This is a genomic window from Bradyrhizobium sp. WSM2793 (genome assembly GCF_000379585.1).
In the GTDB taxonomy this organism is placed as follows: domain Bacteria; phylum Pseudomonadota; class Alphaproteobacteria; order Rhizobiales; family Xanthobacteraceae; genus Bradyrhizobium.
The window spans coordinates 163226-179371 of the sequence record NZ_KB902835.1 but is presented as its reverse complement, the minus strand read 5'-3'; the positions used below and the strand labels follow the sequence as shown (position 1 = coordinate 179371).

15 protein-coding genes are annotated in these 16146 nt (G+C 64.9%); 5 read left to right on the top strand and 10 right to left on the bottom strand.

Annotation, left to right across the window (positions count from 1 at the left end):
• The first annotated feature begins 220 nt into the window (after positions 1-220).
• The 3 genes from A3AS_RS0140225 (at position 221) to A3AS_RS0140215 (ending at position 2870) form a co-directional block, all read left to right on the top strand.
• Positions 221-1297, top strand: coding sequence for a methyl-accepting chemotaxis protein (locus tag A3AS_RS0140225; RefSeq protein WP_018323075.1), 1077 nt, complete (start codon positions 221-223; stop codon positions 1295-1297).
• Between the two features lie 362 nt (positions 1298-1659).
• Complete coding sequence (locus A3AS_RS0140220; protein ID WP_018323074.1) at positions 1660-2403, top strand: SDR family oxidoreductase; 744 nt, start codon at positions 1660-1662, stop codon at positions 2401-2403.
• A 50-nt stretch (positions 2404-2453) separates the two neighbouring features.
• Positions 2454-2870 carry a cupin domain-containing protein gene (locus A3AS_RS0140215; protein ID WP_018323073.1) on the top strand — a complete coding sequence of 139 codons (417 nt, stop codon included), beginning with the start codon at positions 2454-2456 and terminating at the stop codon, positions 2868-2870.
• Positions 2871-3044: 174 nt separating this feature from the next.
• Here the strand turns inward: A3AS_RS0140215 and A3AS_RS0140210 are convergent, their stop codons facing one another.
• The 9 genes from A3AS_RS0140210 to A3AS_RS0140175 form a co-directional block, all read right to left on the bottom strand.
• Complete coding sequence (locus A3AS_RS0140210; RefSeq protein ID WP_018323072.1) at positions 3045-4106, bottom strand: glycosyltransferase family 4 protein; 1062 nt, start codon at positions 4104-4106, stop codon at positions 3045-3047.
• Between the two features lie 12 nt (positions 4107-4118).
• Positions 4119-4247, bottom strand: a complete 129-nt coding sequence (locus A3AS_RS49900) for a hypothetical protein (RefSeq protein ID WP_018323071.1) — start codon at positions 4245-4247, stop codon at positions 4119-4121.
• Positions 4241-4456, bottom strand: coding sequence for a hypothetical protein (locus A3AS_RS46320; protein ID WP_084675008.1), 216 nt, complete (start codon positions 4454-4456; stop codon positions 4241-4243). Before A3AS_RS46320 ends, A3AS_RS49900 begins: the two co-directional genes overlap by 7 nt.
• Positions 4457-4588: 132 nt before the next feature.
• Positions 4589-5593 carry a 4-hydroxythreonine-4-phosphate dehydrogenase PdxA gene (locus tag A3AS_RS0140200; protein ID WP_018323070.1) on the bottom strand — a complete coding sequence of 335 codons (1005 nt, stop codon included), beginning with the start codon at positions 5591-5593 and terminating at the stop codon, positions 4589-4591.
• Positions 5590-7128, bottom strand: coding sequence for a tripartite tricarboxylate transporter permease (locus A3AS_RS0140195; RefSeq protein WP_018323069.1), 1539 nt, complete (start codon positions 7126-7128; stop codon positions 5590-5592). Before A3AS_RS0140195 ends, A3AS_RS0140200 begins: the two co-directional genes overlap by 4 nt.
• A 10-nt stretch (positions 7129-7138) precedes the next feature.
• The gene (locus tag A3AS_RS0140190; RefSeq protein ID WP_026202871.1) at positions 7139-7621 is read right to left on the bottom strand and encodes a tripartite tricarboxylate transporter TctB family protein; all 483 of its coding nucleotides are present in this window, start codon (positions 7619-7621) and stop codon (positions 7139-7141) included.
• A 229-nt stretch (positions 7622-7850) separates the two neighbouring features.
• Positions 7851-8843 (bottom strand): tripartite tricarboxylate transporter substrate binding protein, encoded by a 993-nt coding sequence (locus tag A3AS_RS0140185; RefSeq protein ID WP_018323068.1) that lies wholly within the window; start codon positions 8841-8843, stop codon positions 7851-7853.
• 55 nt (positions 8844-8898) lie between these two features.
• The gene (locus A3AS_RS0140180) at positions 8899-10158 is read right to left on the bottom strand and encodes a CaiB/BaiF CoA-transferase family protein (protein WP_018323067.1); all 1260 of its coding nucleotides are present in this window, start codon (positions 10156-10158) and stop codon (positions 8899-8901) included.
• Between the two features lie 10 nt (positions 10159-10168).
• A complete protein-coding gene (locus tag A3AS_RS0140175; RefSeq protein WP_018323066.1) occupies positions 10169-10963 on the bottom strand; it encodes an enoyl-CoA hydratase/isomerase family protein in 795 nt (264 codons plus the stop codon).
• Positions 10964-11082: 119 nt separating this feature from the next.
• On the opposite strand from A3AS_RS0140175, the gene A3AS_RS0140170 reads away from it, so the two are divergent.
• Both A3AS_RS0140170 and A3AS_RS0140165 read left to right on the top strand, forming a co-directional pair.
• Positions 11083-11748: a GntR family transcriptional regulator gene (locus A3AS_RS0140170; protein WP_026202870.1), complete on the top strand. Its 666-nt coding sequence runs from the start codon at positions 11083-11085 to the stop codon at positions 11746-11748.
• Positions 11749-11972: 224 nt separating this feature from the next.
• Positions 11973-12944 (top strand): MBL fold metallo-hydrolase, encoded by a 972-nt coding sequence (locus A3AS_RS0140165; RefSeq protein ID WP_018323065.1) that lies wholly within the window; start codon positions 11973-11975, stop codon positions 12942-12944.
• Between the two features lie 52 nt (positions 12945-12996).
• On the opposite strand, the gene A3AS_RS0140160 is transcribed toward A3AS_RS0140165, so the two are convergent.
• Positions 12997-16143 carry an efflux RND transporter permease subunit gene (locus A3AS_RS0140160; protein ID WP_018323064.1) on the bottom strand — a complete coding sequence of 1049 codons (3147 nt, stop codon included), beginning with the start codon at positions 16141-16143 and terminating at the stop codon, positions 12997-12999.
• Between the last annotated feature and the right edge of the window lie 3 nt (positions 16144-16146).

Sequence of the window (16146 nt, the reverse complement as noted above, 5' to 3'; positions counted from 1 at the left end):
CGACGATTGACCCGGAATCGCCTGGGATTTGCAATCTCCGCGTCGCACAAAGCGGTGGATTGCCGATTTGCTGCGCCGACTGACTATCATTTGGGCATTCGGCGGAACAGCAAATTAAGCAGGCGTTAGGCGGAATCCTCGAAAAAGAATCGTATTCGATCTGTAAGCGATTGTTCCGGGTTCATTGCAGATCAGACCTCATTGCCAAGGGAAATCCCCGATGTCTGCTGCGCTGGGTCTGAAGGCCAAGCCGATCGCCACCGAACCCGCTGACGACGATTCCGACATCTCCGCGCTGATCAACCGCCTCACCGCGGAGGTCAACCAGATCGCGGTCGACAAGACCAAGTCGATCCAGCAGATCACCAACCAGATGAAGATGCTGGCGCTGAACGCGCTGATCGAGAGCTCGCGCGCCGGCGCGCAAGGCGCAGGCTTTGCGGTGGTGGCACAGGAGGTACGCGGCGTCGGCCAGCAGGTCGAGACCATCGCGCGCGAGCTCGAAAGCCAATTGACCAAACGCACCGGCGATCTCGTCGCCTCGATCGACCGCATGAGCCAGCGCTCGCGCGGCGAGCGGATGGTCGACCTGTCGCTCAACGCTATCGAGCTGATCGACCGCAACCTCTATGAGCGCACCTGCGACGTGCGCTGGTGGGCGACCGATTCCGCCGTGGTCGATTGCGCGGCCTCGCCGACCGCCGCAGCGGTGTCGCACGCCTCGCAGCGCGTGGGCGTAATCCTCGGCGCCTACACCGTTTATCTCGATCTCTGGCTCTGCGACCTCGACGGCAACGTCATCGCCAACGGCCGCGCCGACCGCTTCCGCGTGGTCGGCCAGAACGTCGCCCACACCAAGTGGTTTCGCGAGGCGCGAACCTTGCGCTCCGGTGACGACTACGTCGCCGGCGACGTCGAGAACCAGCCGCTGCTCGGCAACGCGCAGGTGGCGACCTATTGCGCCAGCGTCCGCGCCGGCGGCCAGGCCCACGGCGCCCCGATCGGCGTGCTCGCCATCCACTTCGACTGGGAGGCGCAGGCCCGCGCCATCGTGCAGGGCGTGCGCGTCGGCGACAGCGACAAGGCCCGCGTGCTGCTGGTCGATTCGAATTTCCGCATCATCGCGGCGTCCGACGGCCAGGGCATCCTCAGCGAGCGCATCTCGATCTCGCTGAACGGCCAGCGCTCCGGCTTCTACCATGGCCGCTCGGGTGCCCTGGTCGCGTTCCATGCGACGCCGGGCTATGAGACCTATCGCGGGCTCGGCTGGTACGGCGTGATCGTCTGCGGGGCGTGAGACAGCCAGCCGATCTAGAAAACGCGAAAACAACCCCATGCACAGTAGCCAGAGGCTGCTTTCATTGGTGTTTCCAGCCGGGCTTGCGTCCTCGTTCTCTCAAACACTTTGACAAGTCGGGCAAAACACTGGCACTCTGCGATCATCGCAGAGTGTGTTTGCGGCACGAGGGAATGACCCTAGCGGTTTTGTGAAATCGCACCCCGGCTTCTGAAGCATTTTCCGGCAAGCCGCGCCCGTAACAGGCAAGAGCCCCGCGCCCTTGATCGATAGAGTCGCTTCGCATCACGTTGATCGACGTGAGCGCGCGAGTCCGCCCTGGCTAATCATCTCGCGCTCGTCACATGCCAAGGAGACCTGCCATGAAGATCGTCGTGATCGGCGGAACCGGATTGATCGGATCCAAGCTCGTGGCGAAGCTCAAACAGCAGGACCACGACGCGGTAGCGGCCTCGCCGAAATCAGGCGTGAACGCCGTGACCGGGGAAGGCCTCGCGGCGGCGCTGGCCGGCGCGGATGTCGTGGTCGACGTGGCCAACGCGCCGTCCTGGGAGCCCGCCGCCGTGCTCGAATTCTTCGAGCGCTCGAGCCGAAATCTCGCCGCGACCGAGGCCGCCGCAGCCGTCAAGCATCACGTCGCGCTCTCGATCGTGGGGACCGATCGTTCGCCCGACATCGCGTATTTCCGTGCCAAGCTCGCCCAGGAGACCATCGTCAAGGCCTCCGCGGTCCCCTACTCCATCGTCCGCGCCACGCAGTTCTTCGAATTCCTCGGCGCCATTGGCGAGGCCGGAGCGGCCGGCGACAAGATCGTCGTTCCGTCGGCGCTGTTTCAGCCGATCGCCGCCGACGACGTGGTCGATTGCCTCGCAGAGATCGCGACGGGGCGGCCGCTGAATGGCACCATCGACATCGCAGGCCCCGAGAAGGCTCCCTTCAATGAGTTCGTCGCGCGCCGCCAGAAAGCCTCCGGCGACAGCCGTACGGTGGTCGGCGACCCAAAAGCGCAATATTACGGCGCTTCCATTCAGGACACATCGCTGAACCCGCTCGGCGAGGCTCGGCTCGGGAAGACGCCGCTCGCAACATGGCTCGCGCGCCTCTGAGGGGCCGCCAGTCCCGCAGTCAACACAGAAACGGCAATGAAGGAAATCCCATGCGCAGATTGCTGATCGCAACGGCGGTTTACGCCGCGTCTGTCCTGACGGTCCATGCGGCCGAGACGGCAGCACCATCGGCCAAGGTCACGGTCGTATTTGACCAGGCGCTGCCCAATGTCCCCGGCAAGAGCATGAAGGGCGTGCTGGTCGAGTATGGTCCTGGGGGCTCGTCGCCGGCCCACATCCACGCGCCCTCCGCCTTCATCTATGCCACCGTCCTGGAAGGCGCGATCCGCAGTCAGGTCAATGACGGCCCGGCCCAGGTCTTTCGCAAGGGGGAGAACTTTTCCGAAAGACCCGGCGACCGCCACGGCATCAGCGCGAACGCCAGCGATACCGAGCCTGCCAAGCTGCTTGCCGTGTTCGTGGTGGATACGGCCGACAAGGAGCTGACAATGCCTATGCCGAAATAGCCTGCAGACGCACTCCCGCCAGGGTCGGGTTCTATTCGAGAGGGTCTTCTTCGATGGCTGGGCGGAATTGACGGCATCCGCGGTGATCTCGGCCGCGAATGCTGGCGAGATCGCCAGGGCGAAGACAAAGATGCGAACCCGCCCCGCCTTTGTCGGCGACATCGCCGTCTTCTTTCATGTTTCCGTCCGTTGTGCGGTGAATTCTCGATCTGTAGCGGCAATCAGCGAGCGATACCGATCTTCGTACTGCCGCGCCATTCGGCGTGCGGTGAAGCGTTCCTCGAAGCGGGCGCGCACCCTCCTTCGATCCAGCTTGCCCAATTCGCCGACCGCCTTGACCGCCTGATCCTCGTTCTCGACGATGAAGCCGGTCACACCGTGCTCGATCACCTCAGGGACGGAGCCAGAGCGGTAAGCGATCACAGGCGTTCCGCAGGCCATCGCCTCGATCATGACCAGCCCGAAAGGCTCCGGCCAATCGATCGGAAATAGCAGCGCGGCGGCCCTGTCGAGGAAGGCCTGCTTTTTCACGTCATCGACTTCGCCGACAAGCTGGATCTTCTCGCCGTCGATTTGAGGCTCGAGGTGCTTCTTGAAATAGGCGGTCTCGGCGCGCGGAATCTTCGCGGCGATGCGCAGAGGCATCCGGGCGGCGTACGCGATGCGGATGGCGTCCTCCGGCCCCTTCTCGGCCGTCAGGCGACCGAGAAACGCCAGATAGGCTCCCTCCTCATAAGAGGGGCGCAACAGCTCCGACGGCAATCCGTGCTGGATCGTTCCCATCCACTTCGCATCCGGAAGCGGCAGGCGCTGGTGATCGGAGATCGACACGAAACCAGCCTCGGGGAATTGCCGAACCAATTCGGGCAACCCAGGCAAGTCGAGGCGACCGTGCATGGTCGTCATGAACGGCACGCCAAGCCGACTGAGCAACGGCAGTTGCAGCCAGTCGATATGCGCGTGGATCACATCGAAATCTCTCGCCCGCTTCGCGATCGCTTCCAGCAGCATTGCGTTGGCCGCACCCGGATCCGCGCCCTTTCGGCCGAGTCGCAGCGCGCGTGGCCATACCGGGTGAAGCTTGCCGGTCGTGCGGGAGTCGCCGCTCGCAAACAGCGTGACGTCGTGTCCAAGCTTGACGAGCTCATCGACCAGCCAGGCCACCACCCGCTCGGTGCCGCCGTAGAGCTTTGGAGGGACGCTTTCGGCCAGGGGAGCAAGCTGAGCGATGCGCATGACAGCCCGCCGCTATACCGCTGACCGGACGATCAGCACGATGGCCGCGGACAGAAGGTTCGAGATCGCGAGCAGCGTCCACTGCGGCCTCGCGCTTGCGCTCGCCAGGCGGCACACGAGGCTCTCAATCAGGCTCAGCATGAGTCGTCCGAAAGCCGCTCGAGATAGGCAAGCCCGAAACCCGTGAGCTCCTGGGCATCGCCGTTACTCTCGCGCGCTTCCCATCTCCCTCGCAAATAACGCTCAAGCAGGCATCGACGGCCGTCTGCAGCGTCGACACCGCCATGGCGGGCGCGGTACACGCACCAAGCGGTATCGACCGCCGTTCGTAGCGGGTCGTCGTCGACCATCTTCCCAGCTCCCACTGGAGATATCCATGGGACGCCAACTCGTCGCGACGGCGGAAGTTTCCAGTTTTTCCCGAAAGTCTAATCCTGCCCGCAAGGCGAGCGCAGCAAGCGCTCACTGCCAGTGCGTGCAAATCAGGCGGCGCGTCGGGCGGCCATCTCCGCGGCGAGGAGCAACGCGGCGCGACTGGCGCCGATCGATGCGATTCCCTGCCCGGCAATGTCGTAGGCGGTGCCGTGCGCGGGCGTGCAGATCGGGAAGGGGAAGCCGCCGAGCATGGTCACGCCGCGATCGAAGCCCATCAGCTTCATCGCGATCTGGCCCTGGTCGTGATACATCGTCAGCACCGCATCGAAGGCGCCGCCCTTGGCGCGCAGGAAGACGGTGTCGGCCGGGAACGGCCCCTCTGCGGCGATGCCCTCGCGCTGGCCGGCCGCGACCACGGGCGCGATGATCTCGATCTCCTCGCGACCGAAATTGCCGCCGTCGCCAGCATGTGGATTGAGACCGGCCACCGCGATCCGCGGCCGCGCGAAGCCGGCGTTGCGCATGCAGGAATCGGTCAGCTTGAGCGCGCGATGGATGCGTTCGCTGGACAGGTTTGCAGCAACGTCCCTCAGCGGGATGTGCGAGGTCACCCGCGCGTTCCACAGCCGGTCCAGCACGTTGAACTCGCTCGCCGCCGACTTGAGCCCGACCACCTCCGCAGAGAATGCGATCTCGTCGTCGTACTCGGCGCGGGCGAGCCGCATCGCCTGCTTGTTGAAGGGAGTGAAGCAGACCGCGTCAACATGGCCGTCGCGGCCGAGCTCGAGCGCGTGTTTGTAGTTGGCAAGCGCGAACCTGCCGCCAGCAAGGCTCGCGGTCTTCGGCTCGACCTCTTTGGGATCAAGGTGACGAAGATCGAGAAACAGCGCCTCGCCCTCCGCCGCGCGAAGATCGGCCCCCTGCTCCACCATCTTCAGCACTGGCTTGACGCCGGCAATGCGCGCGCCCTCCTCGAAGATGCGGCGGTCGCCGATCACGACGAGCCGGCAGCTCGCGCGGACGTCGTCCTGCGCCACCAGCTTGGCCGTCAGCTCCGGGCTGATGCCGGCGGGATCTCCCATGGCCAATGCAATCAGCGGCTTTGCGGTCATATGATCACCTTCTCCTGGGCCGTCGGTTCGGTCGCGGGGGATGCGGGTTTGCGCCAGAGGCGCGCGAGCTGCAGCACGAGCGGAAGCAGCAACAGCGCGATGCCGGCCATGATCAGGCATGTCACCAGCTTGTTCGCGAAGAATATCCCGAGCGATCCCTTCGACATCAGCATCGACTGCCGGAACGCATCCTCGGCCTTGTCGCCGATGACGATCGCGAGCACGAGCGGCGCCAAGGGATAGAACAGCTTCTTGAAGAGATAGCCGACGATTCCGAAGCCGAGCATCATGACGACGTCGAGATAGGAGTTCGACACCGAATACGCGCCGACGACGCAGATGATCACGATCAGCGGGGCGATGACGACGAAGGGAATCCGCATCAAGGCGGCAAACACCGGAACAGTCAGCAGCACCAAGGCGACGGCGACGATGTTGCCGACATACATCGAGGCGATCAGGCCCCAGACGAAGTCCTTCTGGTCGACGAACAGCATCGGCCCAGGATTGAGACCCCAGATCATCAGCCCGCCCATCATGACGGCCGCGGTCGCCGAGCCGGGAATGCCGAGAGAGAGCATCGGCAGCAGCGCGCTGGTGCCGGCGGCATGGTCAGCCGTCTCCGGCGAGATGATGCCTTCGACCTCGCCGGTGCCGAAATAGCGGCCCCGGCGCGAGAAGCGGCGGGCAATGCCATAGCTCATGAAGGAGGCCGCGGTCGGCCCACCCGGGGTGATGCCCATCCAGCAGCCGATTGCGGCGCTGCGCAGCAACGCAATGCCATGTCGCGGCAGGCGGCCGACCGCGCGGAACACCTCGCGCCAGTCGATCTTCGAGGACACTGCGCGGGCATGGAACTCCTCCTCGACCGCGACCAGGAGCTCGCCGATGCCGAACAGGCCCATCACGGCGACGACGAAGCTCACGCCCTTGACCAGCTCGTCAACGCCCATGGTGAGGCGGACGCTGCCGGAGACGGTGTCGATGCCGATCGCGGCGATCGCAAAGCCGATTGCGAGCGCCACGACGGTCTTGATCGGCGCGGCGCCGCCCATGCCGACGAAGCTGGCAAAGGCCAGGAAATAAACCGCAAAATATTCCGCAGGGCCAAAGGCGAGCGCGACCTGCGCCACCCAGGATGCGAGGAAAGTGATCAGGATGACGCCGATTAGCGCGCCGAAGGCGGCCGAGCCGAAGGCGGTGGCAAGCGCCGTGGTCGGCCTTCCGTCACGCGCCATCGGATAGCCGTCGAAAGTGGTCGCGACCGACGACGGCTCGCCGGGGATGTTGAACAGAATCGAGGTGACCGAGCCGCCGAACAACGCCCCCCAATACATGCTGGAGAGCAGGATGATCGCCGACACCGGCTGCATGCCGAAGGTCAGCGGCAGGAGCAGCGACACGCCATTTGGCGCACCCAGCCCCGGCAGCACGCCGACGAGAATGCCGAGCAGCACGCCGACGACCATCAGCACCAGGTGCGGCACGGTGACCGCGATGGTGAAGCCGTGGAGGAGTTCCCCGAGATTGTCCATCGGTCCTCCGTCAGAACCCGAGGGCGGCTGCGAGCGCACCGTGCGGCAAGCTCACCTGGAACATGCGCTCGAACACGACGTAGAGCGCGAGTGCCGTCGCCGCCGCCATCCCCAGCGCGCGCGGCACGGATTGATGTTTTGGGATCGCCAGCACCGCGAAGACATAGAGCGACGAGGCGACGTACATCCCGGCGAGCGGGATCGCGGCTACGAAGATCGCGGCCGGCACGAACAGGCCGGCGAGCCGCCGCAGCTCGAAGGGCGTGATCGCGATGGGAACGTTTGCCAGGGACGCAACCGGCAACACGCCCCGCACCAGGTTGTAGAGGCTTCCGAGCACGATGACGATGCCGGTCAGGAACGGAAACGTGCCGGCGTCCACGCCCGCGCTCGACCAGCCGATGCCGTTGTCGAGGCTGGAGATGACGACGGACACCCCGAAGCCGCCGGTGAGCACGGCAGTCGCAAGTTCAAGAGCGCGGCGTGAGATCATGGGGGGCTCCGCTCAGGCGTCGGACAAGGGTCGGTAGTGGCGCATGCGTCTTTGCCCAGCCCTCGCTGTCGTCCCTGCGAACGCAGGGACCCATAACCCCAGGGAGACGTTTGACGAAGACTTGACGTCACATCCACGCCGGTACCACCACCAGCACTCCTCGAGAGATCACGCGGTATGGGTCCCTGCGTTCGCAGGGACGACAGCGGAGTTTGAGGCGCGCCCCACCTCACTTGACGAGCCAGCCCTGCTCGCCCGCGACCTGTTTGACGTGTTCGAGATCCTGCTTGATGAACTTGTCGAACTCGGCACCCGTCAGGAACGTGTCGACCTGGGAGGTCTTCTCGATGTAGTCCTTCCATTCCGGCGTCGCCTGCACCTTCTTCATGAGGTCGACATAGAACGCGGCCTGGTCCGGCGTGACCTTGCCGGGCAACCACACCGTGCGCGGCTGCTCATATCGCTTGATGTCGAGCCCCTGCTCGACGCAGGTCGGAACGTCGCCCCAGCCCTCGGTCGCGGTGACCTTGGCGCCCTGCGGCAGCCGCTTCGGGCTGAAAACGCAGAGCGGCCGCTGCGTGCCGCCGCGCCATTGCCCGAGGCTTTCGCTGGGATTGTTGACGTGGGAATCGAGATGTCCGCCGGCGAGCTGCACGGCGGTCTCGGCGCCGCTCTTGAAGGGGATGTAGGTCAGCTTGACCTTGCCGGCCTTCTCGATCATGCGTGTCAGCACCTCGTCGGTGTCCTTTGACTGGGCGCCGCCCATCTTGAACTCGCCCGATGCGGCCGCCTTCAGATAGTCGCCCGCCGTCTTGTAGGGCGCGTCCTGCTTGACCCAGAGCAAAAACTCGTCCTGCGCCATCGCCGCGATCGGAGTGAGATCGGTGTAGTTGAAGGCGACCTTGGAGACGAGCGGTTGCTGCCACGCGTTCGAGGTGCCGAAGATCACCTTGTAGGGATCGCCAGCGGAGGCCTTGCCATAGACATAGCCTTCGGCGCCGCTGCCGCCGCCCTTGTTGACGACGACGATCGGCTGCTCCGTCAGCTTGTGCTTGGTGATGATGTTCTGCACCGCGCGCGCGAGGTTGTCGGTCCCGCCGCCGGGCCCGGCGGTGGCGATGAACTCGATCGGCTTTTGCGGTTGCCAGGCACTGAGCGCCGGCATCGTGCCGGCAAGCATCGTCGCGGCTGCGGAGAGCATAAATATCGACGTCCGACCCATGATTTCCTCCAGCTGATTTTTGTCTCTTATTGTTGTCTGTCCTATCGACGTCCGATCAGGCGACGCGTTCCTCGCGCCTTCCCGATGCCAGGACGATTGCGCCTTCTTTTTCGAACGCTTCGATCTGCTTCTGGTCGAACCCGTATTCGGCCAGCACCTCGCTTGTGTGCTCACCATAGACCGGCGCGCCCGATAGCACTTTGCCTGGGGTCTCCGAAAACTTGACCGGAAGACCGATCGTCTTGACCGGGCCGAGCGTGGAATGCTCGACCTCGACGACCATCTCGCGCGCCAGAGTCTGGGGATCGCTGAGCGCCTCCAGCATGTCGTGCACGGGTCCGCACGGCACGCCCTTCCCGTCCAGCGCCGCGAGCCAATGCGCCCGCGACTTCGTGCGGAAGCGCTCGCTCAGCACCGCTTCGAGCACTTTGAGATTGGCCATGCGGTCGGCGCCGGTGACGAAGCGCGGATCGGCGGCGAGCTCACTTGCTCCGAGCGCTTCCAGCATCAACAACCAATGCTTCTTGTTGGCGCCGCCGACCACGAGCCAACCGTCGGAAGCTTCAAATGCTTGATACGGCGCATTAAGCGGATGGGCCGAGCCCATCGCGCGCGGTGCTGTGCCCGCGGCTAGCGCAATGGTCGATTGCCAATAGGTCTGCACCAGGGCGGCTTCATAGAGCGAGGTTTCGACCCACTGCCCCTCGCCGGTCTTGAGGCGGTGCGTATAGGCCGCGAGGATGCCCATGCTGGCGAGCAGGCCGGCGGTGATGTCGGACAGCGGCGGGCCGCATTTGACGGGCGGCCCATCCGGGCGTTCGCCAGTGAAGCTCATGATGCCGCTCATGGCCTGGGCGACGAGATCGAATCCCCTGCGGTGCTTGTAGGGACCGGTGCGGCCGAAGCCCGACAGCGAGCAATAGATCAGCGCCGGGAATTGCGCGTGCAGCGCCTCGTAGCCGAAGCCGAGGCGCTCCATCGCGCCCGGCGCAAAGTTCTCGACCAGCACGTCGGCGTCCGCAATCAACCGCCGCAGCACCTGCTTGCCGCCCTCGGTCTTCAGATCCAGCACGATGCCGCGCTTGTTGCGGTTCATCATCAGGAAGGAAGCCGCCTCCTCGCCGATCTTCGGCGGCACCGAATGACGGGTGTCGTCGCCGTTCGGCGATTTCTCGATCTTGATGACGTCGGCACCCATGTCGGCGAGCATCAGAGTGCAGGTCGGCCCGGCCATGACATGGGTGAGGTCGACGACCCTAAGGCCGGCCAGCGGTCCCGAACGGCGAGAGTTGGATTGCGATCGATCGCTTTGCATCGGGCCTGTCCTATTGGCCGCGCCATTGCGGGGCGCGCTTGTTGAGGAAAGCATCGAGCCCTTCGCGAAAATCCTGGCTCGTGTAGCACATCAGGATGAGGTCCTCGCCTTCGTCCCGGGTCAGCCGCCGTTGCAGGCGTGCCACCGCCTGTTTGGTCGCATTCAGCGTCAGCGGCGCGTGACTGGCGACGAGCCGGGCCACCTCGTCGGCGCGCTTGTCCAGCGCGGCAATGTCCTCGACCACCTCGCCGAGCAGCCCAACGCTCGCAGCCTCCGCGGCGTCGACGAGGCGCGCGGTGAAGATCAGGTCCTTGACGCGCGCAGCGCCAATCAGCGCGGTAAGACGGCTGACATTGGACATCGACAGGCAATTGCCGAGCGTCCGGGCAATGGGGAATCCGATCTTCGCGCTTGCCGTGCCGATGCGGAGATCGCAGGCCGCGGCGATGCCGGCGCCGCCCCCGGTGCAAAAGCCGTTGATCGCCGCGATGGTCGGCACGCGGCACTGCTCGAGCGTGGTCAGCACGCGATCAATCCGGTTCTCGTAGTCGATCGCATCCTGCGGCGTCTTGAACTCGCGGAACTGATTGATGTCGGTGCCGGACGCAAAGGCCTTGTCGCCGGCTCCGCGCAGCACCAGCACCTTGATCGCATGATCGCTGTTGGCCTGCTCGCAGATCGCGGCGAGCCGCTCGTACATGGCGAAGGTGAAGGCGTTGCGGGCCTGCGGGCGGTTGAAGGTGATCCGCCCGATGCCGTCTTTGCATTCAAAAACGAGGTCGTCTGCCTCTACCGCCAGGTCCATTTCCTCATATCCTCTTGTTTTTTACATTTTTGAATGCAAAATCTGGGATTAGCAAGCTGGAACTTCGAAGTTTCGATCGAATATCCAAGTTTTGCATTCAAATTGGAGCGCTGGTCCCCATGCTTCACGAGGAAGTCGTCGGCCGTATCCGGGCCATTCTGCTCGACGGCGAAATCCCGCCGGGCGCTCGGATTCCCGAGCGCGAGCTGTGTGAGCGGCTTGAGATCTCGCGCACGCCGCTGCGCGAGGCGCTCAAGGTGCTGGCCGCCGAGGGCCTCGTGCAGCTGCTGCCGCATCGCGGCTCGCGCGCGGCAAAACTGACCGACAAGGACATGCGCGACCTGTTCGAGGTCTGCCAGGGCCTGGAGGCCCTCGCCGGCGAGCTCGCCTGCGAACGCATCACGGACGCCGAGATCGACGAGATCGCCGCCGCGCATGCGGCCATGGTGCTGCATTATCGCGATGGCGATCTGATCCAGTACTATCGCGGCAATCGCGCCATCCACGAGGCCATCGTCACCGCAGCCGGAAATCCCGTGCTCGCGGGGCTCTACACATCAGTAACGGCGCGCATCCGGCGCGCGCGCTACGTCACGCCGATGACGCCGCAGCGCTGGGCGCTCGCCGTGAAGGAGCACGACGCCATCCTGAACGCGCTCCAGCGCCGCGACGGCGCCGGCCTCTCCCACATTTTGCGCGCGCATCTCCGCCACAAGCGCGAAGAGGTGTTGCGGGCGGGCTTTGCCGAGACGGAAGGGACCGATCTCACGCTTAGAATTGCGTAAGGCGCAATTCGCGTTGTCCTGGCCGGCGGAGCGCGCGTCCACACGCGGCCGGCCCGCTGCCGCGGCTCGTTCGCGCTCCGCGTGAATCTGCGCACTAATTCCACTTGCTAGCTTGTCGCGGCCGGAGCAGCATACTTCTCTGCCGACCAGCGGCCGCACGGCCGATGAGGCCGGTGCCAACGCGCGAACAATCGCGCAAAATAAAAGACAAAAGCGAGGAACGCATGACAATCGATGTCTCACGTCGGTCCCTTCTCACGCTCGGAGCGGGCCTTGGTGCCAGCGCCATGCTCGGCACCAGCGCGATGGCGCGGGCACCCAAGCTCGGCACCCAGACGCCCTACTGGCACCGCTTCGTTCTCGGCGATGCCGAGGTCACCGTCGTGTCCGACGGGCCGCTGCCGCTCGGCGATCCCTCCGGAACCTTCACCGGCGTGCCCAAGGAAGAGGTGAAGAAGATGCTGGCGGACAATTTCCTGTCGCCGGACAACGTCGTGCTCGAACAGAACTCCCCGATCGTGAACACCGGCGACAAGCTCATCCTGTTCGATACCGGCATGGGCTCATCGAAGATGTTCGGCGCCAGCACCGGCCGGCAACAGAAGAGCATGACCGAGGCCGGCATCAAGCCGGGGGACATCGATGCCGTGGTGTGTTCGCATGCCCATATCGACCATATCGGAGGCATCGTCGACGAAGGCGGCAAGCCGCTGTTTCCGAACGCGCAGATCTACATCTCGCAGACCGATTTCGACTTCTGGACCGACGAAGGCAAGCTCGGCAGCCCGGCCAAGGACTTCGTCGTCCACGCCCGCAAGAATCTGCTGCCGGTCCGTGACCGGATCGTATTCTTCAAGGACGGCCAGGAATTCCTGCCGGGGGTCCAGGCCATCGCCGCGCCCGGTCACACCGTCGGCCACACCATCTTCATGGTGTCGTCGGCCGGCAAATCCTTTGCCTTCCTCGGCGACCTCTCGCACCATTCCGTGCTGCTGCTCGAGCGGCCGCGCATGGAATTCTCCTACGACACCGACCCGAAGCAGGCGGCGGAATCGCGGGTGAAGTTGCTCACGATGCTCGCGGCAAACAAGGTCCCGGTGATGTCGTATCACTTCGCCTGGCCGGGCTACGGCCATGTCGCCAAGGCCGGCGACGGCTTCCACTATTATCCCCAGCCGATGCAGATGACGTTGTAGGTTCTCGCGATCAGGTCCGGGCGGCGCGCGCCGTCCGGACCATTGATGCGCCCTATTCCGCGGGCTCGGCAACCGCGCCGGCGCCTGAGGCCGCAGCGTCCGCCCGGGCACCGGGGAATATCCGCTTCACCAGCACGAACAGCGCGGGCACGAAGAAGATGCCGAGCACGGTTGCCGCGATCATGCCGCCGGCGACGCCGATGCCGACCGCGTTCTGGCTGGCCGAGCCCGCGCCCGTCGCCACCGCCAGCGGCAGCACGCCGAGGATGAAGGCGAGCGACGTCATCAGGATCGGGCGCAGGCGCTGGCGCGATGCGTGCAGGGTGGCATCGACGAGGCTGCGGCCGGAAGCGATCTGCTCCAGCGCGAATTCGACGATCAGGATCGCGTTCTTCGAGGCCAGCCCGATCGTCGTGAGCAGTCCGACCTGGAAATAGACGTCGTTGGCCTGATCGAACAGCGTCGCCGCGAGCAGCGCGCCGAGCACGCCGATCGGCACCGTTAGCATCACCGCGAACGGGACCGACCAGCTCTCGTACAGTGCGGCAAGGCTCAGGAAGACGATCAGCAGCGAAATCGAATACAGATACAGCGTCTGGCTGCCGGTGAGCCGTTCCTGGAACGACAATCCGGTCCATTCATGGCCGTAGCCCTTGGGCAGCTTGGCCATCTGCTCCTCCACAGCCTGCATGGCGACACCCGAGCTGATGCCCTGCCCTGCCTGCCCCTGCAGCTCGACGGCGGCGACGCCGTTGTAGCGCTCGAGGCGCGGCGAACCAAAACTCCAGCGATCGGTCGCGACCGCCGAGAACGGCACCATCGAGCCCGAGGCGTTGCGCACATACCAGCGGCCGATGTCGCTGGTATCCATGCGGAACGGCGCATCGCTTTGCACATAGACCTGCTTGACGCGGCCGCGGTCGATGAAGTCGTTGACATAGGCGCCGCCCCACGCTGCCGACAGCGTGGTGTTGAGATCGCTGAGGTTGACGCCGAGCGCGGTGGCCTTGGCCTGGTCGACGTCGAGGTTGAATTGCGGCGTGTCGTCCTGTCCGTTCGGCCGGGCCTGTGCCACGCGCTTGTCCGCCGCGAGCTGCCCGAGCAGCTGGTTGCGCGCCTGGATCAGCGCCTCGTGACCGTTGCCGCCGGTGTCCTGGAGATAGAGGTCGAAGCCGCCGGCATTGCCGAAGCCGGGAATCGACGGCGGCAGCACCGCGAACACCATGGCGTCGCGGATTTTCATGAACGCCCCCATGGCACGGCCGGCCACGGCCTGCGCCGAGGCTGCAGGACTCTTGCGCTCGTCGAACGGCTTCAGGCTGACGAAGGCAAGGCCAACGTTCTGTCCCTGCCCTGCGAAGCTGAAGCCACTGACTGCGAACACGCCGTCCACGGCGTCCTTCTCGTTGTCGAGATATTGATGCTCGACTTGCTTGATGACATCGAGCGTACGCGTCGAGGTGGCGCCGACCGGAAGCTGGATCAGCGTCATGATCGTGCCCTGGTCCTCTTCGGGCAGGAACGAGCTCGGCAGCCGCTGGAACAGGACGACCATGGCGGCGAGGATCGCCGCGAAGGCGATCATCACTCCCGCGATGCGCCTGATCGCACCGCCCGCGGTGCGCTGATAGCCGTCCGCCATGCGGTCGAAGCCGCGGTTGAACAGGCCGAAGAAGCCGCGCTGCGCGCCATGATGCTTCGGCGGCTTCAGGATCGTGACGCACAGCGCCGGCGTCAGCACCAGCGCCACGAGCACCGACAGCACCATCGCCGTGACGATGGTGAGCGCGAACTGCCGGTAGATGATTCCGACCGAGCCGTTGAAGAACGCCATCGGAATGAACACGGCCGAGAGCACGACGCCGATCCCGACCAGGGCCCCGGTAATCTCGCGCATGGATTTCTCGGTCGCCTCGCGCGGGCCGAGCTTCTCCTCGGCCATCACGCGCTCGACGTTCTCGACCACGACGATGGCATCGTCGACCAGGAGGCCGATCGCCAGCACCATCGCGAACATCGTCAGCGTGTTGATCGAATAGCCGGCAAGCGAGAGCACGCCGAAGGTCCCGAGCAGCACCACCGGCACGGCAATGGTCGGGATGATGGTCGCCCGCCAGCTCTGCAGGAACATGAACATCACGACGAAGACCAGCGCGATCGCCTCGAACAGTGTGTGAATCACCTTTTCGATCGACAGCTTGACGAAGGGCGTGGTGTCGTAGGGGTAGACGACGCGGAGCCCCTCCGGCATCGCGGCGCTGAGCTGGGCGACACGTGCCTTCACCGCCTCCGAGGTCGCGACGGCATTGGCGCCGGTCGCAAGACTGATGCCCATGCCCGCGGCGGGCTTGCCGTTGTAGCGCGCGGCGGAATCATAGGACTTCGAGCCGAGCTCGACCCGCGCGACGTCGCCGATGCGGACCGTCTGACCGGTCGTGGCCGTGCGCAGGATGATGTCCTTGAACTGCTCGACCGTCTGCAGGCGGCTCTGCGAGGTGATGGTGGCATTGAGCTGCTGGCCGCCGACGGACGGCAGGCCGCCGAGCTGGCCGGCGGTCACCTGGGTGTTCTGAGTCTGGATCGCCGCAGTCACGTCCCCAGGCATGAGGTTGTATTTCGCCAGCTTGTCGGGATCGAGCCAGATTCGCATGGCGTATTCGGCGCCAAACAACGTCACCTGGCCGACGCCAGCGACGCGGCTGATGGGATCGTTGACCGAGGACGCCACGTAATCGGCGATGTCGCTGGCGGCGAGCCGGCCGTCCTCGGAGACGAAGCCGAGCACCATCAGGAAGCTTGCCGAGGACTTCACGACCTTGATGCCCTGCTGCTGCACCACCTGCGGCAGCAGCGGCGTCGCGAGCTGCAGCTTGTTCTGCACCTGCACCTGGGCGATGTCGGCATCGGCTTCGTTGGTGAAGGTCAGCGAGATCTGCACTTGGCCCGTCGAGGTGCTCGACGACGACATGTATTGCAGATAGTCGAGGCCGGTCATGTTCTGCTCGATGACCTTGGTCACCGAGTTCTCCGCGGTCTCGGCATTGGCGCCGGGATAGGTCGCCGTGATCGTGACCACAGTCGGCGCGATCTGCGGATATTGCGCGATCGGCAAGCGCATGATCGCGAGAACGCCGCCCAGCATGATCAGGATGGCGATGACCCAGGCGAAGATCGGCCGCTTGATGAAGAAATGGGACATGAC